Origin of the sequence: Hafnia alvei, from assembly GCF_900095695.1 — a bacterium.
Taxonomy (GTDB): Bacteria; Pseudomonadota; Gammaproteobacteria; order Enterobacterales; family Enterobacteriaceae; genus Hafnia; species Hafnia alvei_B.
This window is the reverse complement of the sequence record NZ_FMIQ01000006.1, coordinates 170,967-196,043: the sequence shown is the minus strand read 5'-3', so window position 1 is coordinate 196,043 and position 25,077 is coordinate 170,967. Positions and strand designations below refer to the sequence as shown.

The window sequence follows — 25,077 nt, the reverse complement described above, 5'->3', positions numbered from 1 at the left end:
GGCAACACAACGCCATGTTGCCGTAATATCTGTTGGTATTTAATTCTCAACCGGTACCGGCTTCTTATATTTCGCACATACCGCGCTGAGCATAAAGACCACGATAGTTGGAATAATCCACGCCATACCCTCTTTATAGAATGGAAGGTTTCCGGCCACCCAAGGCAGCTCTTCGGCTGGAACCACGCTTTGTAAAATCCCGATGACGAACGCAACCAGCGTTGCAGGCATGCACAGGGCGACAGAATGATCGCCCGGTCTAGCCAGCGCGCCATATATCACCAGCACAATGAATGGCGGATAGACCGAGGTTAACGCGGGCAAAGAGAAGTGAATAATTTCGGTCAGCCCAAGATTAGACAGCAGCATAGAGGCGGCGGCCAAAATCACCACGAACATCTTGTAGGATTTACCCGTTATCTGACTGAAATAGGAAGCACAGGCGCTGGTTAGGCCAATCGCCGTCACCAAGCAGGCAACGGTAATGATAAAGGCCAAAAATACGCTGCCTTGATAGCCGAACCCATTCACGATGAAGGCATGTAAAACATCAGCGCCGTTAGTGGCTGAACGCGCCAGCGGCAGACTATAGGCACCTAAATAGAACAGGCTGACGTAAACATAGGTCAGCCCTGCTGCGGCAATCAACCCAGTGATAACCATGTAGCGCGTGATCCGCTGTGATGAGTCAACGCCATGTGACTTAATGGCATTCACGATAATAATACTAAACACCAGTGCGGCCAGCGTATCCATGGTGAGATAGCCGTTAATCATGCCGCTGGAGAGCGGATTCTCTACATATTCGGGAAACGTGAACAGTTCGTTGCCTGCCGGACGCCAGAATGCGTACAACCCCAAAGCGCCAAGCGAAGCCACTTTGATCGGCGAAAGAAACTTGCCCACAATATCAATCAGCTTTAGCGGGTTCAGCGAGCATAGAACCACGGCAATAAAGAACAATAGACTAAATACGCTGAGTGGCACATGGCCTGAAAACAGCGGATTAATACCGATTTCATAAGAAACGGTGGCGGTTCGCGGTGCGCCAAACAGCGGCCCCAGCGCCAGATAACAAATCAGTGAAAGGATCAGACCAAACAGCTTACCTGCCGGCTTAGTCAATTCCACCAATGAACCGTTGTTACGCGCCATCGCAATCAGCGCCAGCACCGGTAAACCCACGCCGGTAATTAAAAATCCCCCGGTGGCATACCAAAAATTCTCACCGGCTCTTAGGCCAATAAAGGGGGGAAAGATGATGTTTCCTGCGCCGACGAAGAGCGCAAAAGTCATAAATCCAAGTGTTATAGTTTGTCTAACATTCATAGGTTATAAGCCGCTTTGTGTCTGGGTGTTCTCTGAGCAAAACCTTACCGACCACGCGGCATGCGCACTCATCTAAAGTAATCAGAAATGATTCAAGCCGAAATATCAGCCTGATATATACATAATTTATCACATCGCTGCCCGGTGATGTGTTGGATTCAAATTATCAACGGGAAGTTGAAAAATCAACATTGAGTTGAAAAATAAACCTATGTTAAGGTTCGTCACCTCACGGTCTGTCATACCCATAATCGGCCTGTTCCGGCAGTTTGACCTAGACTTAGCCAACTCATTGACCTTTTGAGACCCGATATGCCTAACCAAAACAAATCTGATAGCAAACGCCAAGATCGGTATCTTGTCGCAGGAACCACTGTTGTGATGCTGGCGCTCTACATCATTATTTTGGCATCTAATCTGATGTGAATGTTTCAGCGTTAGCGAAAAGAGAATGGTAAATAGGTTCGGAGGGGTTTACTGCTGCGGCATCAGCTATCGCTTACACGCTATAAATTTCTTTAAAATGCTGGCACCCTGCAAATCATCCGCAAAGTGCCAACACATCATGAACTTAATAAGCCAAAATGCCCACAGCCGCGGGTAAATAGCGCAGCGAGAATATCAGCTTATCTTTTCCACAGGCTGAGGTTTGGCGCAACACCGAGCTAATTTCTTGCGCCGATGCCGGCTGTGCATGAAAGGCTTTATCGCCTTTGATTTGGCGGAAGATTTCAAAAACCTCACCCGCCGCTGGCGATGTTTTCTCGCATCCTACCGTGGTATTTAAATACAGTGAACGTTCGCGTTGGCTGAGTTTATCCACACCCGCGCCATCCTGAACCCAGATCTTCACCCCAGTCGCCGCAAAATCAGCCACCGTATCGCGGTAAGTGTCTGGCGTCATATTACCGGCAAAAAAGCTACTGATGCTCACCGGTTTATCGGCGACAGCCAGCAACGATTGCTTAGTTTCAGTCAGCCATTTCACGGCCACCGAACGACTTGTTTCATCACGCCAGCGTAAATCATCCAGCTCAGGCGTCAGATACCAACCCGCAATATTTGCGCTACCAAACTTATCTATCCAGCGCTGAGCAACGGCAACATCCTGTGTGCGCTGGCGGTTTAGGTAATTGCCTAATGCCTTCACGGGTTGGTTTTGGCGGGTGAAAAACTCGGGGTCAGCATGCAGACCCACCACGATATGCAATCCGCGGTCGTGCGCAACGCGTGCGCGATCCATCAGCCACTGCTGCTCTTCCCCTTGGCTAAAGGCGCTGCCATATTCGCTCCACTGCAGCACTAAGGTATCGAAACCCGCATCGCGTAATGTGTCCATCAGCGTTCGCCACTGGGATTTATCCGCGCTCATATCTCTAAGCTGCGGCTGATAAATTATGGCGTTCATCGCGTGCGCCCAAGGTGCTATCAGCAAGAGTAATAAGACGCACCAGCGAGAGATTATTGTCATTACCAGCGTCCTCCAAAGGTCACAAAGGCGCCATTTTTAGATTCCACGATTTGGTTCTTCCCACTAAATAAATGTTGGAATTCAATACCAACGCTGATTTTGTGCGGGTAGGCATCATAATGATTTTCGCCTGACCACATATTCCAGCGCACGCCAACGCCACCGAGTTTAGCATCAGAATATGCACCGTTCTGAGTGGCGTTATATTGCAGATGCCCATAGGGTTCCACAGTTTGCGCACTTGGAATATTAGGGATTTTCTGATGCCAGCTCAGTCGATAATCAGCGGTGTAACTTTGGCTATCCTGTTTGACGTAGTGAGCCGCATCCAGATAGAGGTTTTGCGCGATCCAACCGTTCCCATTAGGATGCCATTCATCGCTATACTTGCCGCCGTTAAGGAAGGATGCGCTGGCGCGCAGTAGCATATCCGCTTCGCTTTCATGTCTATCCAGCGGAATTTGCTGTTCTGCCGCTAAATAAAACACCTGCTCGCGCAGCGGTTTCCAGCGAACGCCAAGCCCCATCATCGGTGCCTTAGTGGGTAAGAAGTTACCTTCGTTTCCGCTACCGGCAAACACGCGACTGTAAACAGATAGCAAATCACCATCCACAATTTGGTTGTGTCCGATGCGGTATTCCGCCTCCATCTGCCCGTAACTTCTGCGCGCGGCATACGGCTGGGCCGAACTGCCTAATACACTGCTGTTTGGAATGCTATTCTTACCCGACAGCCCCATCGATGTATCAACGCTAAATGTCCAGCGACGCCCAGTGTCTTCATGCATGCGGCGGAAATTGAATCGACGCTCGTTATCCTGCTCGCTCAATCCCTGCGGCGCATAGGCTCGATCGATATCATCCACCACGCGTTCGGTATAGCTTTGCGCCTGTGGAATGTCATCTAAACGTTGATTTACATAGGCCAACTGTTGAATCAAAGCAGGATCGTCTGGCGTATTTTGTTCCGCCAGTTTCAGCTCATCGCGAGATAGCGCAATTTGATCCGCATCCCATAAGGCATAACCCAACGCCGCATGGTTGGCCGTATTATCAGGCTCTAAGGCGATCGCCTGACGCAAATCAGCCAACGCTAGATTAAGCTGACCTTGTTGGCGATACAGCGCCGCACGGTCGGCCAACGCTGATGCCATCGGTTTAATTTCAATGGAACGATTCAAGTCAGCCAGAGCGCCGGATGGAGCGTTTTGGCTATGAGAATGCAGCCACCAATATTCCGCCGTTTTATCTTGCTGATGCTTCTTCGCTTCGCGAAGCCACCCCGTTAACGCACGAATATCGTGGGCAGCCAGCGCACTATTTGCCGCCGCCATCGTGTCGTTCGCGCTCATATCAGCCACCGGAACCGCAGACCATGCGCGTGTAGCGGCTTGGAAATCTTGAACCGCATAGGCTTGGTAGGCGAGCGAGCGCTTGCTGAAGGTATTCGGTTGACGCCGATCGGCCTGCTGATACGCGAACAGAGCGAGCCCCGGCGAATCAGTGTGATAGCAGTTAGCTAATTGATACCATGCCGTAGCACCATATTCTGGCGACATATCGCCCAGCAAACGACGCACAATCGGGCACTGTTCCTCAGTGTTGAATACCGATGCTTGCTGCATTCGCTGCTGTGGCGTTGGCAACGGCACCGACAATCGTTCGATGTCTTTTGCCGTCAGCAAACGGGGATCCTCTTTTAGCAGAAGCATTAAGCGGCCAGTCAGGTTTTGTCCCGTTGCGCCCGCGTTTTGATATGGATAGCGCACCAGTAACAAGCGGCTAGCCTCTGCCTTCTGCCCGGTCTGAACCAGCTGATAGCTAAGCCGATCGAGTAATGTGAGATCCTGCGGCGATCGCTGATACATCTGTCGTGCAAGCTGCACTATTTGCGCAGTATCGTTTTCCGCTTCGCTCAATTGCAACCGCTGCTCTAACAGCTGATCGCGGGAATATCCCGCCAGTAGGCGTTTGGCCCCCGCAAGATCGTGCTGTGCAATGCGATCCGGGATTAGCGTTTGCGCGATATAGGTTTGGTTTTCAGCAAAGTCAGTGGGGTAGCTGGCTAACGCCTCACTTGGATCCTGACTATATTTTGCCAGTAAATAGAGCCAACCGCGTTCCTGATCCTGTTGTACAAAACGCGGCGTTCGCGTTTGAAGATAGGTACTAAGGCGAGCATTTTCATTACGCAGCGCCAGCGACTGAGCATAATGTAGCTGCTGCAAGGGCGCGTTCATCACGTTGATCCCTTGCAGCGCGACGAGTCTGTCGTCGCTATGCTGTGCCAGTAAAATACCAAACCACTGATTTGACTGTTCGTATGTCAGCTTACCCTGCGTGCGTAGTCGCTCGAAGCTGTCGTCAACGTCATCCCATTTTTTCAGGAAGATCGCCCTTTGCATAATGGCATCCGCCAGCGTATGTCCTTCCGGCGTGGCGTTGAATTTAGCATCGTTAAGCTGCACTTTAGCGATATCAAACTGACCCAGACGCAGTGCATGCTGCCCAACATCGCTGCGACAGTAACTCGTAGGATCGCTGTCGCAATCAGCTTGATAGCGTTTTAAATCTGCCAGCGTATTGATAGTCCACGTTTTTCCCGGAACCGCCTCGAGCGCCGCTTTTAATTCGATATAACCTTGCGCACTGCTTGGGGTTCTTTTCAACTGCCGATCTAATACCGCTTTCGCCTGCTTATCATGCCCAAAGTGGCGATAAGCTTCAGAGAGATAAAGGGCTAAACGCGCACTTTCCGGTGCTTGCCTGTGGGCTCGTTCAAATTCACTGATAGCCACATTTTCACGCTGTTCTTTGAGCGCCCGCATCGCTTTTTCCAGATGCGGGTAAACCATGAAGTATTGGCGGTCACTAATACCGAGATCCTCTGAACTTCCCGGTTCCGGCGCCGCAAAAGCCACCGTGCTCATCAAAACTGAGCCGATGAGCACGCTGAGGTGACAACGCTTAATCATGCGGCCTCCAGCATCTGAATTTGTTCCTGACTTAATCCCGCCTGCGCCAGCAATGACGCGAGCGTTGGCTGTAGTTCTTTTTGTATTTCGAGGGCGCGATTCAGCGTTGCTTGGCTCACCACATTTTCGGTCACTAAAAACTCGCCAAGTGGCAAAATGCTACGCTCGTGTCGAAGCAACAATGCCTTAAGCGAAGCACCATCAATGCTCCCAAGCGATGCCAAGATTTCCGCAAACAGCAATTGGCGCGAAACAAAGTTCGACCAGATTGACTCGCTTTGCTCCTGAGTAAGCCACTTCTCAGCCACCGCTCTTTCAAGCATGGCGTAGTGATCCTTTCCTCGAAGACGCGCATACCAATGACGCAGCCCCACCACCACCTGCCCGCTCGGCGCAATAACGTAGCTGACCCGCTTTCCAACTTTGCGCGCCAGCGCCGCCAACGAAACAGGGTCTATCGCACTTTCGCAAGCGAAGATCATTTTCTCATTCTCTTCGCGTATCGGCAGCGCCGCATAGTGCAAAGCGACAGAGGCAGGCACTTTTTCGATCAGCGCCGGATCTATTTTGCGTTCATCAATAGATTCTGCCGTAACATCATTTTGTACTGCTAAGGCTTGAGCCAGCTGCATTGGCGTGATGATGCCGCGATGTACCAACGTATTGCCCAGTTTTAAACCTGGAATACGGTTGACCAACGCATCTTCGAGCTGTTCCTGCGTGACTGCACCTTGCTCAATCAGAATCGAACCTAACAAACGCAATGCGCGGTTCTGACCCACGCTAGGAAAATCATGGGTGGTTTTGTCCCAAGCCACTCGCCGTGGATCGCCATGCTGAATCACCTGCCTTAACGCACGCCAGTTCGCCATAAAGTTGATCAGATTGCCCCAGAACAAGCGCAAAATCGACATCAAGCCTTGTCGCAGTCCATAATAAACCGTCACGAAAACGACTCGCTGGAACATACGATTTACCATAAGACCAAAGTTGATCCACAGCAGCGTGAACAACCATGTGTCGCCGGTAAAAATCGATAAAAAGCGCCACGCATCGGGCCAAAATCGTTGGTAGAGTGCCAGCAAGGTCAGTTGAATCATTACCAGCATAGCGAAGAAGCTCAGGAAATTATTGATAGCCCCTTTTCTGTCGCGCCAGAGGAAATAATTCATCATCGGGCTGCTGCTCCAATGATGAGTTTTGAACCCTTGAAAGACGATACCAATAATCCAACGTGATTTTTGTCTGACCGCGGTTGAGTAGGTATCGGGGAAATATTCACGCACGCAAATAACATTGGCCGATCTGGCTCGCTGGCCGAACGGCGTTGAATGCGGCTTAACCCCGTCTGGCAATACCGGGAAGCGAACAAAAATCTCCTTCATCCCTTTCTCTTTTAAACGAAAACCAATGTCATAGTCTTCGGTCAAACTTTGCACATCAAAAGCAATACCATCACCATCGGCTAACAACGCCATCACCGCTCGACGGCTAAAACAGGTCCCTACGCCAGCGCTCGGTACCTGCCCCGCGATAACTTCACGTACCGGTACATCTTTGCCGTGCTGTTCAGCAAATTCATCAAGGTAGGTCAGGCTGGTAAAGCTTGTCCAAGGGCGTTCAAATGGATAAACAGGGATTTGAATTAAATCTTTGCGTTCAACCAGATAGTTGAACAATCTCAGCTCCATCGGCGAAATCACATCTTCAGCATCGTGCAGGATAAACCCTGAAAACTTAAAATTGGCACTCTGCTCAAACTGAAGGATCGCATCGAGTACGTTGTTCAGACAGTCGGCTTTGCTGGTTGGGCCCGGTCGTGCACAGACAACTTTATGAATATTGGGAAATCAGGCACAAACCTCGTCGACATCACGCTGGGTGTCTGGGTCATTTGGGTAGGTGCCAACAAAAATATGATAGTTTTCATAATCTAGCGTCGTCGCGGCTAGCTCTGCCATATTGCCTATGACGCCGGTTTCGTTCCAGGCAGGAACCATGATCGCCAGCGGTTTTTCGTCAGGCTTATACAGCTCTTTGTGGCTTAAGTGTTTATGCTTTTTGTAGGTCGTTAGACTGCGCCAAATGCGCCTTGCCCAGTAAACAATATCGATGAAAAGATCATCAATACCGCTGATAAGCATCAGTATTGCTAAGGTTATCGCAATAATCTTTATGCCATAAAGATATGTGGTAAATGCATCAACCATCCAATCCATTAAAAACCCCAAAGTGATTTCAAAGTGGTGCAGAGCCGCAACTGAGCAGGTGACGTGGGCGTATCGTTGATCTATAGGAGATTTTTTTCACTTTGCCCAACCAGAGGGTAAAACTTATAGGAGCCGCAAATCTCAGGTATAAAAAACAGCCAGATGGCGGGCACTATGCAGCGAGCCCCAAGATTGCCACCTACACGCTGTTGGTTGCACAGCGCATAGTCGTTCCGTCGCTGTAACATAGATGGATAATTTGGAGGAAAAGATGTGGGCTACACATAGCAGTGTCTCGATTACCCGCTATATATCGAGGTGCAAACTACTATAAAATATCAATGAAGTAAATTTAGGAATTTTCCACAGTTATTAATTTCTTTATACAACACAACGACTTAATCTCTGTGAAAGAGATAAAAAACGGTATGACGGTGAGTGGATTTCCAACAGATGAAAGCCCTAACTTGCATCAGGGCTTGATAAAAAATTATGGACTCAATGCAATCTTCAAAGTGGACATCTGAAGATTATTTTAGGATCGCCAAACCCCCATGTATTGCCATGTATACCCCAACTAAACCAATAAGAGCGCTAGATAAGTAAGGCGCTTTTTGCGCGAGCATGTTAAATCCATGCCATCTTTTTTGTGCCTGCTTCACCCCCACCGCGGCGCCAACGCCAACAGCAACTAATGTCAGTGCAAGGCCAATACTGAAACAGACAACCATAGTGGCACCCAGCGTCAGCGCTTTGAGTTGGATGCAGATGAGAAGTACGGTAATAGCCGCAGGACATGGGATTAGCCCTCCCGTCAGGCCGAACAGCAGAATTTGTCCATTAGTCACGGTGCTATTTGTGAACCGTTTTTTGATATCATTGGCATGTGCCAGAGCGTGAGCGTCTTGGTACTCTTTGCTCCCTTGCAGCAAACCATCAAATTGATGTACGTGATCGTGGTCGTGGTCGTGGTCGTGGTCGTGGTCGTGGTCGTGGTCGTGGTCGTGGTCGTGGTCGTGGTCGTGGTCGTGGTCGTGGTCGTGGTCGTGGTCGTGGTCGTGGTCGTGGTCGTGGTCGTGGTCGTGGTCGTGGTCATGATGATCGTCAGACTCCATATCCGCCAACCAATTTTTTTCACCTCTCCACGTTCGCCAAAACATCCAAACAGCGGTGGTTAAAATGATCATCGCTGAGATCAACTGAAGCCAAGGTTCAACGGACTGGGCGGTAAACTTCTGACTCACATACATCCCACCAAATGCTATCAACCAAACAATGGTGGTATGAGAGAACGTCGCCGCGAGCCCGAGCATCACTGCCTGCCGAACCGTGCCTTTAATGGCAATAATGAATGCAGCCATCATCGTTTTTGAATGACCAGGCTCTAATCCGTGTAACGCCCCCAAAAGGATCGCGCTAGGGATAAAAAACCACGCATTACCTTGCTGAAACACTGACGCAAAATCGTTCATGATAATAATTCTTACTATTATGGGTGCAAAAAAGCATACTCCCCCCCAGTATCAAATACTACCCCCCAGTATAAATGAAGTGCTATATTGCATACCTGAGAATGTTATGAAGGTGTTGCTGTGTCACATACGATTAGAGATAAAAAAAAGCTGAAAGCCCGCACCAGCAAGCTTCAAGGGCAAGTTGCAGCACTCAATAAAATGCTCGATGAGCCCCATGAATGCTCTGCGGTATTACAGCAGATTGCCGCTATTCGTGGTGCGGTGAATGGATTAATGCGAGAGGTCATTAAAGGTCATCTGACTGAACATATTGTGCATCAGGACAACGTCGCACAGCGCGAAGAAGATCTCGACGTTGTGTTAAAGGTACTGGATTCCTATATCAAATAAGCTGAGATCACGTAAAGAGAGCCTTCGTTCTAGGAAAGCGCCCCCTTCAGCATTAGATATAACGCTCGAATCCCTGCGCATAAGAGCTGATGAAGACGATCAAGATAGCGATTGTTTATATTGATGCAGCGATCTGTAACCAAAGTGCCATCAGATATATTCCTTAAAAAGTCATGTAGAGCAGCATCAGCTGCTACTCTCTTCACATTAGAGGTTCATCGCTCTGAGAAAAAGTGAACCTTTAGGTCAGCCCTGTGCCAAGAGCGGAAGTTGTATGTTCACTAGAACGCGGCAGATTCAGATATGATGATTAACCATTACGCGTAGTTGCCATTTTATCAACGTACTATCCTGGAAAGGATAAAATCCACACGTTCCTCTACAGAAACGCATGGCAATTCATAAGAAAATTTGTCTGCGCATCACCGCTGATTTTTTTATGAAAATTATTTGACTGATCGTTCCATAATCAATACTATGCCGCCTCAACTCATTTCAAGTCCCCCCATCCCTATGAGTGCTGAAAAACCAACCTTTCCAGGTCGTCCACGTAAGTTCGAAGATCAGGATGTCATTGATGCTGCCGTTGCTGTTTTCAGCGCCAATGGCTATGCGGGTACCTCTGCGCAAGATTTATGCGATGGTACAGGATTAGGGCGGGGAAGCTTATATAATGCCTTTGGTAGCAAGCAAGCTCTGTACGAGCAAGCGTTGCTACGCAGCCATGAACAAACTATGTCAGCACAGTTATCAATACTCACACAATCTGGCCGGGTAAAAGAGCGGTTACATACCCTTCTGCTTTGGGGTATTGCCGAAGATCTTTCTCAGCCAGAGCAGCATGATGCCATGGTCTTATTTTCAGCGCTGGAGATGGGCAGTAAAGATGAAGCCGTTGCCAGTCTGAATAATGAATATCGTCAGCATTTAGAACAAACGTTGGTCGCCGTTTTTATCGAAGGTCAACGAAGCGGTGAACTAAACAATAAAGCATCAGCCGTCGAAATGGCGAGAGGCTTTATGGCAGGCTATTACGGTTTACGTGTACTGAACAAAAACATTTCAGATAGAAAAATCCTCGAAGATGTCGTCGCTGGTCTGTTAATCAATTTATAAATTTAAGCGCAAACGTTCATTAATTACTTGTATTCATTATTGTAACGATCATTCCAATACAGTAGGGAAATAAAAAAACATGCCATTAGTTGTATATATTTTAGGGTTAGCCATTTTTTCATTAGGCACAGCAGAGTTAATGGTGGCGGGTATGATGACCACGCTATCTGAAGCGTTTGGCGTTACTGTCGGTGAAGTTGGGCATTTGATTTCGTATTATGCATTCGGTGTGATGCTAGGTGGCCCAGTATTAACTTACGCTTTTCTTAAATTTAAAGCCCCATACCGGGCAACGTTATTATGGATGCTAGGACTCTATGTTATCGTGCAGGGGTTAAGTGTCTTTGTCTCTGATTACAATGTGTTAGTTGCCATTCGAATCGTTACGGGTATTTTGTGCGCGGGTTGTTTAAGCCTCTCACTAGCGACAAGTATGGCCCTTGTGTCTGTAGAAAATCGCCCAAGGGCAGCATCAATAGTGATCGCAGGCTTTATGGTATCCAATGTCTTTGGTGTACCTATCGCGACAATCATTGACCAATACTGGGGCTGGAAAATGAGCTTTGGGTTGGTCGCAGTCTTGGTATTGATATGTTTGTTGGTCTTAGTACGCTTATTACCGCAAATGACAGGCGGCAGTGCTATTAAAATGGCCGAAGAGATAAAGGCATTTAAAAATAAAGCCTACTGGAAAGCCTGTACGACCAGCTGTTTAATTTTAGGCGCAAGCTTTGCGGCATTCAGTTATTTTGTTCCCGTGCTGACTGATGTCAGTGAGTTTACAATGCAGACTGTTCCCTTCATTCTGATGCTTTATGGGCTAGCCAATATCATCGGAAATATGGTAACGGGACGTCTTGCATATCGCCATAGTTTAGCTGTTATGGTTGTCGGCTTAACAATATTGAGTATTTCTTTGCTCGGCATGGCACTATTTGTTCAATATCAGGTTATTGCTATTCTGGCTGTCATACTCATCGGTTTATCAGGCGTGCCAATGAATCCGGCAATGATGGCAAGAATTGTCAGCGTGGCGCATCCAGGTCCAATGGTCAATGCCGTTCATACTTCCGTTATCAATATTGGATTAGGTGCCGGTTCTTATTTAGGTGGGATGGCAATTTCATCAGGATTCGGTTTACGTTCAGCTTTATGGATTGGAATGGTATTAGCAGTTCTGGCTTTATTATCCGTATTACCTTATATCCGTCGCAGTAAACAAGGTTGGAGTTAATAGGTTCTGAAGATAAAAATGCCCTGATTATAAAAAATCACGGGGCGTCGATTTAGCCGTTAAATTTATTCAAAACTAACGGGCCTTTATCATCGAGTAGGCTCTGCGTGCCGGGGTCGTAATCCATCTGGATTTTGCCCTGCTGATAGCCATGTTTGATGCTTACAATACCGGGAGTTTGGTCGAATCCTGCTAGGGAAGATCATTGCGAAATATTTTATACGCTTCGCTCGAAGGGCGCTAAGAAAGCGGCAGAATTACTCGCAGTTCATCTCAGTGAAAGCCGCCTTCGCCTACTGGAATCCATCATTTCAAGCAGACATAGGCTGAGGGCAATATTCTTATATCCTGACCATGAGGCAAATTTCACCACCTCATGACAAAGGACAGCTTTTCGCTCTTAGCGGACTAAACCTGATGCAGGACTAGGCACTTACTTAGCAAACGCTATGGGCGACTCTGAAAACCGCGTGGTGTAGGCTGGCGAAAGCATGTTTCGTTTCATCTGCCAGCCCTTCATGATCCCTTGACCTGCAAACCAAATCTTGCCCCTACCCTTATTGTTTATCTCATCAAGGACCTTCATCAGCGCCTCGCTGTTGGGCTTTGGCCCCAACTCATCAAACAGATTAAGCTGCGACACGCCTTTATCGTAACGTGAAGACGCTATTCACGGACTTCACGCCCGAAACCTTCAAGATTACGGCAATGGCTCACACCACAGAGATCCATGAACGCCTCATCAATCGAATACACTTTCAACACGCGGAGCCATTGCATCAAGCAACCTCATCACTCTCTGGCTCATATCACCATAGAGAGCATAGTTGCTGCTAAAAACATGCACGCTATACTGCTCAATCAATTGTTTTTGCTTGAAGTAAGGCTCACCCATTTTTATTCCAAGTTTTTTCGCTTCAGCAGAACGCGCAATGACGCAGCCATCATTATTTGAAAGCACAACAATTGGCTTACCATTCAGATCGGGGCGAAACGCTGCCTCACAGCTGGCATAGAAGCTGTTCACATCAACAAGGGCAAACATCGCCGAGCCTCATTAATCGCAAACTTAACCACACCAAACGTCTCCTGATCCTCTCCTTCATAAAGCTCAATAGGTAGATAAGCTGGGTTCTCTGCTAAAAGCATGGTTCTTGGGCGAGTGACATAACGTTTTACGGTGAGCTCACCGCCAAGGCACGCAATGATGATGTCGTTATGCTGGGGTCTGATGCTCGAATCTACCAACAGCAGTGAACTGTCGAAAATACCCGCCCCTGTCATTGGTTCACCTGACACACGGACGAAGTAAGTGGCCACAGGGTGTGCAATTAAGAGCTCGTTTAAATCGATGGGCTTGTCAATGTAGTCAGCAGCAGGACTCGGAAAACCTGCCGGCACGCGATTGTCAAAGAGTGAAAGCAATAAGCGAAAGGAATTTCAGACTTGTCAGGATCACTTTATGACAAGCAGGCTATATCAGGACACAAAAATGCATCGCAAACGGCAAGATATGATAGGAAGATTGCGATAGTTCCAGCTGTAGGGGATCAATAATATTATGAAAGTGAATTCTGAAGGGGGAAAAATGGGCACAAAAAAACCGCCTCTCGGCGGCTACGACACTGCTTTATTGCTTTGATTATTCTAGTAAATTTCCTTGGTACCCGGGACGAGACTTGAACTCGTACAGCCTTACAGCCGAGGGATTTTAAATCCCTTGTGTCTACCGATTCCACCACCCGGGCTAAGGAAATTTGGAGGCGCGTTCCGGAGTCGAACCGGACTAGACGGATTTGCAATCCGCTACATAACCGCTTTGTTAACGCGCCAAAATCTTTAGCTTTCTAACTAAACCCGCACTTTCATGCCAGCTTTTAAATTTGGAGCGGGAAACGAGACTCGAACTCGCGACCCCGACCTTGGCAAGGTCGTGCTCTACCAACTGAGCTATTCCCGCTTAGCATTTTAGCTAGTAAATTTCACTAACTTAGCTGCTTGTATCTTCTGGCTTTTCGTCGTTGCCGTCTGATGCGATGCATTCTACTTATCTCACGAACCGCGTCAACATCATTTTTATCTCACAACGACTGTTTGCTGATTTTTAACGCATTTCGATCACGGTTCGAGCAAATCATTCCGCGCAGCGTTCAAATATTGGAACATTGACCAGAATGTCAGTACTGCTGCAATGTACAGTGCGATGACACCCGCAATGATCACATAGGTATCTGGACGCCATAACAGCCCCACTAAGGCCAGCATTTGAGCAGAAGTTTTTACCTTGCCGATCCAAGAAACCGCAACGCTGCTGCGTTTACCAATTTCAGCCATCCATTCGCGTAGCGCCGAAATAATGATTTCACGAGCGATCATCGTCGCAGCAGGCAAAGTGATCCACCAAACGTGATAATGCTCGCACACCAGTACCAGCGCCGTTGCGACCATCACTTTGTCAGCAACTGGATCAAGGAATGCACCGAAGCGCGTTGTTTGTTTCCACCGGCGGGCGAGGAATCCGTCAAACCAGTCCGTTACCGCGGCAAACACAAAAATCAATGCGCAGGCAAAAGAAGCCCAGGTAAACGGAAGGTAAAACGCCACAACAAAAAATGGGATCAGGACAACGCGAAACAGAGTGAGTAAGGTCGGTATATTTAATCGCATAGCGTGAGGTAACTATCTTCCATATGTGGATATTATTTGTATGTTGCTACAATGCCCCTAGTGTTTCAATGCATTGTGGATCTTTTCTGCCAAAGCCTGTGAAATACCTGGCACTTTTGCAATTTCTTCCACGCTTGCATTCATCAAAGGCTGTAGACCACCCATGTACTTCAAAAGCGTTTGACGACGTTTTGGCCCAACGCCTTCTATAGTTTCAAGAGAGCTGGTGTTGCGCACCTTTGCACGTTTCTTACGATGACCCGTGATCGCATGATTGTGGGAATCATCGCGAATATGTTGTATCAGGTGCAGCGCCGGAGAATCAGGCGGCAATGAGAAGCCTTCCCCTTCCGGTTGCAAAAAAAGCGTTTCTAAACCCGCTTTACGATCGCTGCCCTTCGCGATACCCAGCAATAAAGGCCGGTTTTTATCCCAAGGCACATCAAGTTCAGCAAAAACATCTTTTGCCTGCCCTAACTGACCTTTACCGCCGTCGATAAAAATAACGTCTGGAATTTTATCTTCTTCAAGCGCCTTGCCATAGCGCCGGCGCAATACCTGATTCATCGCCGCATAGTCATCACCCGGCGTAATACCGGTAATATTGTAGCGTCGATATTCAGAACGAACCGGTCCGTGCTGATCGAAGACGACGCAAGAAGCAACGGTTTCTTCACCCATAGTATGGCTGATATCAAAACACTCCATACGACGAATATCAGACAGATGCAGCACTTTCTCAAGCTCAGTCAGCCGCTGATGAATAGTCGACTGTTGAGAAAGCTTCGTGATCAATGCCGTCTGCGCATTGGTTTTCGCTAATTTTAGGTAGCGAGCGCGATCGCCTCGCGGCCGTGTTTGAATATTAACCTTGCGGCCAGCAAGCTCTGAAATAGAGTCAGACAGAATATCTTTTTCAGGCAGCGAAAAATCGAGCAAAATCTCGCCCGGTAGCGTACGTATTTGGCTGCCTTGCAAATAAAACTGCCCCACGAAGGTTTGCACCACTTCGCTCAGTTCAGTCCCGCTGGGTACTTTAGGGAAATAGCTACGGCTGCCTAATATTTTACCCTGTCGGATGAAGAGTACATGTACACACGCCATACCCGAGTCAAACGCCACACCAATAACGTCAAGATCATCACTGTTGCCAGAAACAAACTGTTTCTCCGTAACGCGTCTTACCGCCTGAATTTGGTCCCGGATCCGGGCTGCCTCTTCAAACTTGAGCGCTTGGCTAGCCTCTTCCATTCGAACAACAAGTGAATCGAGCACTTGGTTATCTTTGCCGGACAAGAATAAGCGAACGTAGTTTACCTGCTGCTCATATTCCTCATCGCTCACCAAACCTTTGACACAGGGTCCTAAACAACGACCAATTTGGTATTGCAGACAAGGGCGTGAGCGGTTGCGATAGACGCTATTTTCGCACTGGCGAATAGGAAAAAGCTTCTGTAAAAGTGCGAGAGTTTCACGCACTGCATAGGAGTTGGGGAACGGGCCAAAATATTCCCCTTTCGCATGCTTTGCCCCACGGTGAATGGATAACCGTGGATGGTTGTCAGCGCTGAGGAAAATAAGAGGATAGGATTTATCATCGCGCAACAATACGTTATAACGCGGCTGATAAAGCTTTATATAGTTGTGCTCAAGCAGCAAAGCCTCTGTTTCCGTATGGGTTACGGTAACATCTATCTGAGCGATATTTTTAACCAACGTTTCCGTCTTGCGACTTCCCACATTTTGGCGAAAATAACTCGATAGACGCTTTTTGAGATCTTTGGCCTTGCCGACATAGATAACCGTCTCAGTGGCGTCATACATACGATAGACGCCGGGCTGATTGGTCACCGTTTTTAGAAACTCTACAGAATCAAAACGTTCAGTCACTGTTTAACAGGTTCTCTGCATTGCACAATCCATGGCGAATTGCTAAATGAGTCAACTCGACGTCACCGTTAATATTGAGTTTGCTAAACATACGATAGCGGTAACTATTTACCGTTTTCGGGCTCAAATTGAGCTGTTCAGAAATCTCCGTCACTTTGCTGCCCTTAGTAAGCATCAGCATAATTTGGAGTTCGCGTTCGGATAAGCAACCAAACGGCGAATCTGTCTGCGGCGTCAGCTGGCTCAGAGCCATCTGCTGTGCAATGTCAGACGCAATGTAACGCTGCCCTGAATGAACGGCCCGTATCGCGTTCACCACTTCCTGCGGCGCGGCACCTTTACTTAAATACCCAAACGCCCCCGCCTGCATAACCTTTGCCGGCAGCGGATTTTCCGTATGAATCGTTAGCATAATGACTTTGACATCGGGGTTATAACGCAATATTTTCCGCGTCGCCTCAAGCCCGCCAATGCCTGGCATATTCATGTCCATTAATACGATATCTGCGCTGTTACTGCGGCACCACTTGACAGCATCTTCGCCACATTGTGCTTCACCAACAACTTTGATCCCTTTGATATCTTCAAGAATGCGTCGAATCCCTGCGCGCACCAGTTCGTGGTCATCAACAAGAAGAACGCTGATCAAAGAAAAGTCTCCCCAAAGAAGGAATTAATGACATGTTTTTATTGCCAGTAGGCTTCGATAATACTGTTTTTTTTAGCAAGAATGAATAGTTTAATCGCTTAATACTGATTTTATCTTCTTGAAGATACAGTTTTCTATTTCACAACCATTCTCATGTGAAAAAACTGCATGATTAGTGAATAAGAAAGAAGATTACGTGAAAATATATACAAAAAAATCAATAAGTTAATAATAAATCAACATTAACAATATCTTTGTATAATTAAACGTAAACAAGTCGTGAAGTTAATAGTTTTTTTGCTATACACGCGTACAGTCTCCAACCGAAAATATCGTCTTGGTAATGAAATCTATTATTACCAATAACAATCTGAATATATTTTACTCACCCAGAACAAACATTAACCGATTGAAACTATTTAACTCATCAGCAGATAAAAGTTAAACCGATGATTTGATAAAAGCAATCGTGCTCATCCATCCTCAAAGTTTCTAACCTGTGGTATACTCTTGGGCTTAAAAAATCCGCCCTTGATGAACAGTTCTTCCCATGCGCTGACCAATTTAAATGCATTTAGGGCAAAACACACCACTAAAGGTACAATATGAGCAACGTAGATTTCTCAACCGAATCCACTATCGAATCTCTGGCCAATGAAGTCGCGTGCTTAAAAGCCACTCTGACCTTCATGTTAAAAGCCATGGGCCAAGCCGATGCGGGTAAAGTTATTATTAACATGGAAAAATTTGCGGCCCAGCTCGAAGATGCCTCTCAGTCAGAGTCTTTCAAGCACGCTATTTGCCAGATTAAACACGCCTACCGCCAATAATCTGCCTAGATTTGGCTTACACCGCGCTGTAGGCCAAATCTTATGCTGTTCTGTATTGATATAGTTTTTCGCCCTGCTTTATTATGCAATGATAATGCGTAATTATATGAAAATGAGCGTGGCTGAAGATGGGATTGCTGTTCAAAGCATTATTGGGTGCATCAGTCGTTTTGCTGATTGCTATTTTGGCTAAAAGTAAAAACTACTATATTGCTGGCTTAATTCCTCTTTTTCCTACCTTTGCTCTTATTGCCCACTACATCGTTGGTACAGAACGCTCTATTGAAGCGTTGCGCTCAACCATCATCTTTGGCATATGGGCTATCATCCCCTACTTTATCTATCTTTTATCCCTCTATTTTCTGATTGCGCATTTGCGCCTCTCATTTTCCCTCATTATCGCCGTATTTTGCTGGGTTGGCTCTGCTTGGGCCCTTGTGACGTTGTGGAATAAATTTCCCGGCGTTGGGTGATGACCTACACTAAATTTTTTATCGTCAATAAAATCAAACATCTCATGACTAAGGTTAATGTTTTGATGCAAATTAAAAGCCATCATGTAAACAGGAAACTTAGCTAAAGGAGCTTGACGATGGAACCCCTCTACGGATTTGTTATCCTGTTACTCGCCATCCTTACCGTTAGTTTGTTTGCATATTCTCGCCGAGGTGCAATGTACGCGGTACTCAGCGGCCTTGGCATGGCGATCCTAGCTGCTGCTCTTTACTTCGGAGCATTGTATATCTCTGATGGCGCTGAACTCACGGCAGGAATATCCACTTTATTAGCACCTATTGCAGGAGCGTTAATCGTATTTACCACTAGCTATGGAACACACAATGGTGATGAATAAAAGGAATATTATTACTATGGTAAATTTCGGCTGAAATGAGTTTTAGACTTGCCACATACAAAAAAATAAGGCCACCCTTCGGTGGCCTTATTTTGTTAACTTCGGCCCCATCCCGGCGCTTATCTCCGGCACTCACTCTCGGTGGCGTTAGCTCTTTAACGGGGCCAAATCACTATGTCATAATACCGTATGTTATAATTAACAATTATTGCTATTGCACTTAGTCATTAGTTAACTAATAGATGCTCTCTTTACGAAATGACAGCCTGCGCATCAATAAACAACGTTCAATCCGGCGCTTATCTCCGGCGCTCGCTTTTCGCGGCGTTAGCTCTTTATATGAACGCCAACGCACTATATAGACAGCCGACTAAACGCTCTATGAACAAAAAACGATGAATTCCCTTGATACGCTTTCATACTTAGGATTACTCATCATCCGCTAAAAAAAGCAGACAAATCTAGCAACAAAAAGTAACCTTTTACATGTTTTTATATACAGTGTTATTTTTTTAAACTCGATAGAATATCGTTGTTGTAGGCGATAACGCTTCAATGGATGGACGCCTACATATAAATATTGAACAGCTAATTTTTGAAGGAAACAAAAATGGATAAACTCACCTGGTTCAACAATATTGAAGATCGTACACATCCGTGGGAAGGAATGGGCCTCACTTGGCTAACCACCGCGCTTAACGTTCCCAATGTCAGCGCAGCCGTTGATTTTTATACTCATGCTATGGGCATGGTGGCGATTGCCGAACTTGAGGGGGACGATGGTGAGTTACTGTTTGCTCGTATTCGCTACCGTGGTACGAATTTTACGATTAATAAGGAAGGCTGGGACTCTGACTTAAGCAGCCCACAAACATCAGGCTCTTCGACACCATTCATTTTCTATATGTACGTTGATGATGCAGTAACGCTAGTAGATGGTATGCAAAAAGCCGGAGCCACCATATTGAATCAACCAGCAGAAATGTTCTGGGGTGATTTAAAAGCACGCGTGAAAGATCCCTTTGGCTTTATTTGGGACATTGCACAGAAGATCTAGAAAACATGTTTCCGCTCGTCACCCTTGTGATATAAAAGCAAATAGACGTTTTCCTGGGAAAATGCTGCTGCACGGCCCAATAAACAAGGCCTGCGAGTTATCGCAAGCCTTTGGGTTTCTCAGTGGACCGTGGTGAGCTCAAGTCGCCGCCCATTGATTAAATTGTAGCCAAAAGCTAATAGCCGATTAATTCTAAAGACAGCTACTGCATTCTCGCGGCGTCATACCATACTAATTATTTGTCATATCCAACAGCCGCTACACAGAAACAACACAGAGAATTGCCGAAGCCTAGCCGACTATCGAGTGCTCAACGATTGTCCTCGTTACCCCACATACACGAGTTAGGATCAAACATGCTCACCGATATGTCATTAGCCACATGCATCGAATCCTCCATCTTCAGCAACAAACTTCACGTCATTGTAGTTTTCAGCATGAGCTAAATGGCTGTAGTTTCAATAACAATCGGCACAGGACGCCCCAGCAACGACCACACTCCCGTAAACAGGGCGACTTCAGTTCATATATTGAACAAATAATTTAATCAGTGAATATTTATACAACTATCTGCTTGTGGATATATGGTTACGATACTGATAAAATATCGCTCGCCTTTTGGTTTGTTTATTGGTTTAGTTCAAGTAGCATTTTTTAGTGCTACTTTTTTATTGGTTGATTAAACGAGACAAAGATGAATTTCAGATATGATATAAATGGACTACGCTGCTTAGCTGTAATGATGGTTGTTTTATTTCATTTTAAAGTACCATTATTGAACGGTGGATTTTCTGGCGTTGATATATTCTTTGTTATTTCTGGATTTCTCATGTCTAAAATATATCTAAAAAAATTAGACACAGGGCTTATTGGGATATATTCTTTTTACAAAAGCAGATTTTCGAGAATATATCCAGCATTATTTCAACAATCGCAATAACATATCTGTTTTTATACTTTACTGGTTCTCCATTTATATCGACTGATTTTTTCAATGAGTCAAAATATGCGCTTTTGTTCATATCAAATATTTTCTACATGTACAATTCCGGATATTTTGATGTGTCTTCAGATAGCAGATGGTTGCTACACACTTGGTCGTTATCTGTTGAATGGCAGTTTTACATACTATTCCCAATACTTACCTTCTTGTACTTTAAAATATTTGGGAAACGTAGTTTAATTGCACTTTACATTGTTCTTTTCACAATATCATTGTATTTCTGCCTATACTTTTATAGTGAGGATAAAAATACGTCGTTTTATGGAATTGCTAGCAGGTCTTGGGAGTTATTGTTTGGGGCCTTAATTTCACTATTGCCGCAACAAAAAAAACTAAACCCAAGAGTAATTGAGATCTCTGGACTTATATTAATTTTTTATTCATTATTTTTCTTAGCAAACCCACAAAACTGGCCTGATATCAGAACAGCGTTGCCAGTTCTTGGTGCTGGTCTTATTATCTACTCACAAGTAGATAATTCTAAAAGTCTACTTAAGAATTTTATTTTTCAATACATTGGCACAATATCTTACTCTCTATATCTTTGGCATTGGATTGTATTCTCTTATTTAGTAAATAATGAAATTGAATTTAGCCCACAAACTATAACGCTATCAATTCTCGCTTCGTTTGCTTTAGCCCATTTGTCTCACCGATTCCTTGAAAGATTCAACGGAGATAACACTAAGATTTTAGTTATAGCGCCTATAGTATTTTATTCATTAGCAGCTCCAGCCAACTACTTTATGAATAAAAAAATTGAAAAGTTATACTCGTATAAAAATTATGGTGGTTCTCCTCAATCAGAAAAACAATTTGGAGCTAAACCCCATTTATGTTTTTTGACAAGTGTTAACAAATCATTTGATGATTTCGATAAGGATGGATGCTTAAAATATGAACCTAACAAGAAGAACATACTTCTCATTGGTGATAGCCATGCGGCACAATACTCGCTAGCAATTAAAAACCTCTATCCCGGATATAACATTATTCAAGCTACCGCATCTGGATGTCATCCTTGGCCCAACTCGCTAGGTGCCAGCAGATGCACTGATATGATGAATTACATTTATGATACTTATATTGAAGACAAAAAATTCGATAAGGTTATTGTCTCGGCTTATTGGTTAACTGCAGGGCCTCACGATGCCAAAGTTGGTATATCATTAATTACTCAAAAATTTAAACCTATCACTGATAATTTATCCATCATTGGTCAAACACCAGTTTTTAAATCGCCATTTTATCAGGTAGCGATAAAAAGCGACCCCACTGAATACAAGCTTCACATCGATAAAAAAACAACGGATTTCAATGACCTTTTAGCTAACTATTCAAAAGAGGAAGGGATTCCGTATATTAATGTCTACGAGTTGTTTAACGAAAACGAAATGATATCAAAATCAGGGATCCCTTTCATGTTCGATAAAGATCATTTTACACAATATGGAGCAGATAAAATAATACCACATATATAAAATGTAAAAATGATGGCTACAGCTCAGTGATTGCGCGGTCATTTATATCTCCATGTATATTGGCATCACTAGGAAAGGGCTGGTAGTGATGCTTTTATCTGTTTTACTAAGCTTTGTGAACTCTAAACCCCAAAACCAGTATTCAAAGAGATGCGAAACCAGTTTTCTTAAACTATCTATAACAAGTAGAACACCTTTGAGTACATCAGTGCTAGAGCAATACACTTAATCAAAACTTATAGGCTTATCGATACAGTCTGACTCAAGAGGATGGAGAGCCTTTAAAGGAAATAAAAATTTGTAAATAAACAGCCAAACATAAACAATTCACACGATGACACCCTAATTACTGAGGGTTCTATGCGATCAATAGCTGATCAGATGCTCTCCAGATGATAAACTTATGGTAATTCTAACTATATAATTTATATGAAAATGGAAAATTAAGCAGTAACTTCAGGTATGACATTAACGGTCTCAGGGCTTTAGCTGTCATCGCCGTAATGGTATTTCATTTCAATCCTACATGGATGCCTGCTGGGTTTGTTGGTGTAGATATATTTTTCGCTATCTCTGGTTATTTGATGACATCAATAATTTACAGAGGGATTGATAGTGGGAGTTTTTCTCTTATAAAATTCTATGCAGCAAGGTGCAAAAGAATTATACCAGCGCTAACTTTAATGGTTTCAATAGTTGTTTTTATCGCCTATTTTATAATTGAACCATATGACTATCAAAAAATAGGAAAACATGCTAGAGACTCATTGCTATTTATATCAAATATAACTTATTTTAGTGAATCAGGTTATTTTGATGTTGATTCATTGGAAAAGTTTTTGCTTCATACTTGGTCTCTTTCTGTTGAGTGGCAGTTCTACATTATCTATCCTGTAATAGTTTTGCTGGCCTCTATTTTCATTGGAAAAACCCATTTAAAACATTTTATACTTTCATTGCTTTTGGTATCTCTTATTCTTTCATGTTACATAACAAAAACTAACGCAAGTGAATCTTATTTTATGATTCACACAAGAGGCTGGGAAATGATGGCCGGGGGTCTAGCTTATCTATTCCCATTGAAAGCCTCAGTAAAAATAAAACGGATTGTTTTTTATTCGTCTATTTTTATAGTGTTATCTTCAATTTGGATTTTCAGCAGTAAAACGCCATGTCCTAGCTTTTACGCCGCATTACCAGTGATATTTACAGCATTAGTTCTCTCTATAAGAAACGATAAAGAATGGCTTCTAGGTAATTATTTTTCACAGAAAGTTGGAAGCTTGTCTTACTCGTTATATCTTTTCCATTGGCCAGTATTAGTTTTCGCTAGAAAACTAAATGAAGTATTATCATTCCCATCATTTATTATTATCACATTCATACTATCATTTATATCTTACCATCTTATTGAAAAAAGAAGAGCTAAGATTATACATATACTCCCTTTCTATATTATAGCAATTGCTGCTTGTCAGGTTGTATCAATAGATGGAATAGGATCTAGGGTTGATAAAAAAGCGCAGGAGAGAGCGAGTGATTATAACTTATATTATAATCCTTGGATGCAATACAGGAATATCCAAAACAATCCAATTGAGATAAATCATGCAAATGGTTCTCCACAGTATATATTAACCGGAGATAGCTACGCGCTGATGTATGTCAAAGCCATGGAACAACGTGGGATTAGCTTTGATGTATATGCAAACGAATCTTGCAATGTATCGATGCTATCATCAAAATATGTTGGCAGTCCTAGCTGCCAACGAATGAAATTTTTACTAAAGAAAAAACTAACGAGCGATACAAATACGCCATTATTAATATCACAGTCATGGGATATTTATTTAGGTGAACTTGGATATGATGATGCAAAAAAAGAAGTAGAGACTTTTATATCAGAGCTCGCATCAATAAACAAGAATAGAAGAATTTACATTATCGGAACATATCACCAGCCTAGTTACAACCCTTATACATGCATCTTAAATAATATTGGATTAAAATCAAATTTTATATCCAACATGCTAAGTTCAGGAAAATGCCCAGTATCAGAGAGTAGTTCGAGGGATCTGACGAAGTCAAAAGTAAATTTAGATGCTCTTTTATCAAGAGTTGCAGAAAAATATCACAACGTTAAGTTTATATCTATCAAAGATGAACAGTGCAAAAACGATAGTTGCACAATTATTGAAAATGGCGAGCCAGTGATTATCAGACCGCATTTAACTAAATATGGTGCCAATAAGTACACTCAATATATAATAAATGCAATGAAAAATTAATAATACTAGATAGGCATGGATTCATAACCATGTCTATCTAGCCAAAAAAGTTACGTCATTGCTAAATTTTTTGAGTAAACTCTTACCTGAAGACCCTTTTGTGCTTTCTTATAATACCTTTGCAAAAAATGCCACGACTTTCGGCTAGCACATACCACC

At 44.5% G+C, this 25,077-nt stretch carries 19 protein-coding genes, 3 tRNA genes and 2 pseudogenes; 10 read left to right on the top strand and 14 right to left on the bottom strand.

Features of this window, described 5'->3' with window-relative positions; translation table 11 throughout:
* Positions 1 to 39 precede the first annotated feature (39 nt).
* The 5 genes and pseudogenes from brnQ to BN1044_RS02400 form a co-directional block, all read right to left on the bottom strand.
* Positions 40 to 1,329, bottom strand: coding sequence for a branched-chain amino acid transport system II carrier protein (gene brnQ / locus BN1044_RS02420; RefSeq protein ID WP_072307403.1), 1,290 nt, complete (start codon positions 1,327 to 1,329; stop codon positions 40 to 42).
* Positions 1,330 to 1,900: 571 nt separating this feature from the next.
* Positions 1,901 to 2,800: a DUF4434 domain-containing protein gene (locus BN1044_RS02415; protein WP_072307402.1), complete on the bottom strand. Its 900-nt coding sequence runs from the start codon at positions 2,798 to 2,800 to the stop codon at positions 1,901 to 1,903.
* Positions 2,800 to 5,772 carry an NfrA family protein gene (locus BN1044_RS02410; protein WP_072307613.1) on the bottom strand — a complete coding sequence of 991 codons (2,973 nt, stop codon included), beginning with the start codon at positions 5,770 to 5,772 and terminating at the stop codon, positions 2,800 to 2,802. The genes BN1044_RS02415 and BN1044_RS02410 overlap by 1 nt, the downstream gene beginning before the upstream one ends.
* Positions 5,772 to 7,994: pseudogene (nfrB, locus tag BN1044_RS02405) on the bottom strand (cyclic di-3',5'-guanylate-activated glycosyltransferase NfrB). Before nfrB ends, BN1044_RS02410 begins: the two are co-directional and overlap by 1 nt.
* Before the next feature lie 521 nt (positions 7,995 to 8,515).
* Positions 8,516 to 9,457 (bottom strand): nickel/cobalt efflux protein RcnA, encoded by a 942-nt coding sequence (locus BN1044_RS02400; RefSeq protein ID WP_072307401.1) that lies wholly within the window; start codon positions 9,455 to 9,457, stop codon positions 8,516 to 8,518.
* A 120-nt stretch (positions 9,458 to 9,577) separates the two neighbouring features.
* On the opposite strand from BN1044_RS02400, the gene rcnR reads away from it, so the two are divergent.
* From rcnR to BN1044_RS02385, 3 genes are all read left to right on the top strand, one after another.
* A complete protein-coding gene (gene rcnR, locus BN1044_RS02395) occupies positions 9,578 to 9,850 on the top strand; it encodes a Ni(II)/Co(II)-binding transcriptional repressor RcnR (RefSeq protein ID WP_072307400.1) in 273 nt (90 codons plus the stop codon).
* A gap of 513 nt (positions 9,851 to 10,363) precedes the next feature.
* Positions 10,364 to 10,966 carry a TetR/AcrR family transcriptional regulator gene (locus tag BN1044_RS02390; protein ID WP_072307612.1) on the top strand — a complete coding sequence of 201 codons (603 nt, stop codon included), beginning with the start codon at positions 10,364 to 10,366 and terminating at the stop codon, positions 10,964 to 10,966.
* Between the two features lie 79 nt (positions 10,967 to 11,045).
* Positions 11,046 to 12,200, top strand: a complete 1,155-nt coding sequence (locus BN1044_RS02385) for an MFS transporter (protein ID WP_072307399.1) — start codon at positions 11,046 to 11,048, stop codon at positions 12,198 to 12,200.
* A 433-nt stretch (positions 12,201 to 12,633) separates the two neighbouring features.
* On the opposite strand, the gene BN1044_RS24170 is transcribed toward BN1044_RS02385, so the two are convergent.
* The 9 genes and pseudogenes from BN1044_RS24170 to uvrY all read right to left on the bottom strand — a co-directional run bounded on the left by BN1044_RS24170 (position 12,634) and on the right by uvrY (position 17,406).
* The gene (locus tag BN1044_RS24170; RefSeq protein WP_254663912.1) at positions 12,634 to 12,843 is read right to left on the bottom strand and encodes a DUF4113 domain-containing protein; all 210 of its coding nucleotides are present in this window, start codon (positions 12,841 to 12,843) and stop codon (positions 12,634 to 12,636) included.
* Between the two features lie 29 nt (positions 12,844 to 12,872).
* A pseudogene (locus BN1044_RS24165) lies at positions 12,873 to 13,245 on the bottom strand (DNA polymerase V subunit UmuC); the annotation flags it as partial.
* Positions 13,224 to 13,601: a translesion error-prone DNA polymerase V autoproteolytic subunit gene (gene umuD / locus BN1044_RS02365; RefSeq protein WP_432613000.1), complete on the bottom strand. Its 378-nt coding sequence runs from the start codon at positions 13,599 to 13,601 to the stop codon at positions 13,224 to 13,226. The gene umuD and the pseudogene BN1044_RS24165, both read right to left, overlap by 22 nt.
* Positions 13,602 to 13,861: 260 nt before the next feature.
* Positions 13,862 to 13,948, bottom strand: a tRNA-Leu gene (locus BN1044_RS02355).
* 10 nt (positions 13,949 to 13,958) lie between these two features.
* Positions 13,959 to 14,032, bottom strand: a tRNA-Cys gene (locus tag BN1044_RS02350).
* A 52-nt stretch (positions 14,033 to 14,084) separates the two neighbouring features.
* Positions 14,085 to 14,160: transfer RNA gene (locus BN1044_RS02345), tRNA-Gly, on the bottom strand.
* 158 nt (positions 14,161 to 14,318) lie between these two features.
* Entirely contained in the window at positions 14,319 to 14,867 is a 549-nt protein-coding gene (pgsA, locus tag BN1044_RS02340; protein ID WP_025801668.1) for a CDP-diacylglycerol--glycerol-3-phosphate 3-phosphatidyltransferase, read from the bottom strand.
* 57 nt (positions 14,868 to 14,924) lie between these two features.
* The gene (gene uvrC, locus BN1044_RS02335; protein WP_072307395.1) at positions 14,925 to 16,757 is read right to left on the bottom strand and encodes an excinuclease ABC subunit UvrC; all 1,833 of its coding nucleotides are present in this window, start codon (positions 16,755 to 16,757) and stop codon (positions 14,925 to 14,927) included.
* Positions 16,750 to 17,406 (bottom strand): UvrY/SirA/GacA family response regulator transcription factor, encoded by a 657-nt coding sequence (gene uvrY / locus BN1044_RS02330; protein ID WP_025801666.1) that lies wholly within the window; start codon positions 17,404 to 17,406, stop codon positions 16,750 to 16,752. The genes uvrC and uvrY overlap by 8 nt, the downstream gene beginning before the upstream one ends.
* A 605-nt stretch (positions 17,407 to 18,011) precedes the next feature.
* Between uvrY and BN1044_RS02325 the strand changes: the two genes are divergently transcribed.
* From BN1044_RS02325 to BN1044_RS02295, 7 genes are all read left to right on the top strand, one after another.
* Complete coding sequence (locus BN1044_RS02325) at positions 18,012 to 18,236, top strand: DUF2594 family protein (protein WP_072307394.1); 225 nt, start codon at positions 18,012 to 18,014, stop codon at positions 18,234 to 18,236.
* Between the two features lie 128 nt (positions 18,237 to 18,364).
* Positions 18,365 to 18,709: a GlpM family protein gene (locus BN1044_RS02320; protein ID WP_072307393.1), complete on the top strand. Its 345-nt coding sequence runs from the start codon at positions 18,365 to 18,367 to the stop codon at positions 18,707 to 18,709.
* 119 nt (positions 18,710 to 18,828) lie between these two features.
* On the top strand, positions 18,829 to 19,089 hold the full coding sequence (locus tag BN1044_RS02315) for a DUF2545 family protein (RefSeq protein WP_072307392.1): 261 nt from the start codon (positions 18,829 to 18,831) through the stop codon (positions 19,087 to 19,089).
* A 610-nt stretch (positions 19,090 to 19,699) separates the two neighbouring features.
* A complete protein-coding gene (locus BN1044_RS02310) occupies positions 19,700 to 20,146 on the top strand; it encodes a VOC family protein (RefSeq protein WP_072307391.1) in 447 nt (148 codons plus the stop codon).
* Positions 20,147 to 20,840: 694 nt separating this feature from the next.
* On the top strand, positions 20,841 to 21,086 hold the full coding sequence (locus BN1044_RS24160) for an acyltransferase family protein (protein ID WP_072307390.1): 246 nt from the start codon (positions 20,841 to 20,843) through the stop codon (positions 21,084 to 21,086).
* Positions 20,987 to 22,630, top strand: a complete 1,644-nt coding sequence (locus tag BN1044_RS02300; RefSeq protein ID WP_081329520.1) for an acyltransferase family protein — start codon at positions 20,987 to 20,989, stop codon at positions 22,628 to 22,630. The genes BN1044_RS24160 and BN1044_RS02300 overlap by 100 nt, the downstream gene beginning before the upstream one ends.
* 467 nt (positions 22,631 to 23,097) lie before the next feature.
* Positions 23,098 to 24,918, top strand: coding sequence for an acyltransferase family protein (locus BN1044_RS02295; RefSeq protein WP_302622576.1), 1,821 nt, complete (start codon positions 23,098 to 23,100; stop codon positions 24,916 to 24,918).
* Positions 24,919 to 25,077: the final 159 nt, after the last annotated feature.